Annotated in this window: 1 protein-coding gene; it reads left to right on the forward strand. The window is 67.2% G+C overall.

The genetic code is table 11. From position 1 onward, the window contains the following. Window positions 1–314: mechanosensitive ion channel family protein (locus AB6A65_RS16875; RefSeq protein WP_371039532.1), on the forward strand; the 314-nt coding region annotated here is incomplete at both ends.

Consider the following 314-nt stretch of genomic DNA (forward strand, 5'->3'; position numbering starts at 1 on the left):
CCTCGATGCGGGTGCTCTCGGTCAAGCTGTTGCAGGTGGGGCTCTACGGCGCGGCCTTCGTGATCGGGCTGCGCGCGGTGGGCTTCGACCTTACCGGCCTCGCGGTGCTCTCGGGCGCCGTGGGCGTCGGCCTCGGCTTCGGGCTGCAGAAGGTCGTCTCGAACCTCGTCTCGGGGGTGATCCTGCTCCTCGACCGGTCGATCAAGCCCGGCGACGTCATCAGCATCGGCGAGACCTTCGGCTGGATCAACAGCCTCGGCGCGCGCTACGTCTCGATCACAACACGCGACGGCAAGGAATACCTGATCCCGAAC

It is taken from the genome of Rhodosalinus sp. FB01 (genome assembly GCF_041365715.1).
GTDB lineage: Bacteria > Pseudomonadota > Alphaproteobacteria > Rhodobacterales > Rhodobacteraceae > Rhodosalinus.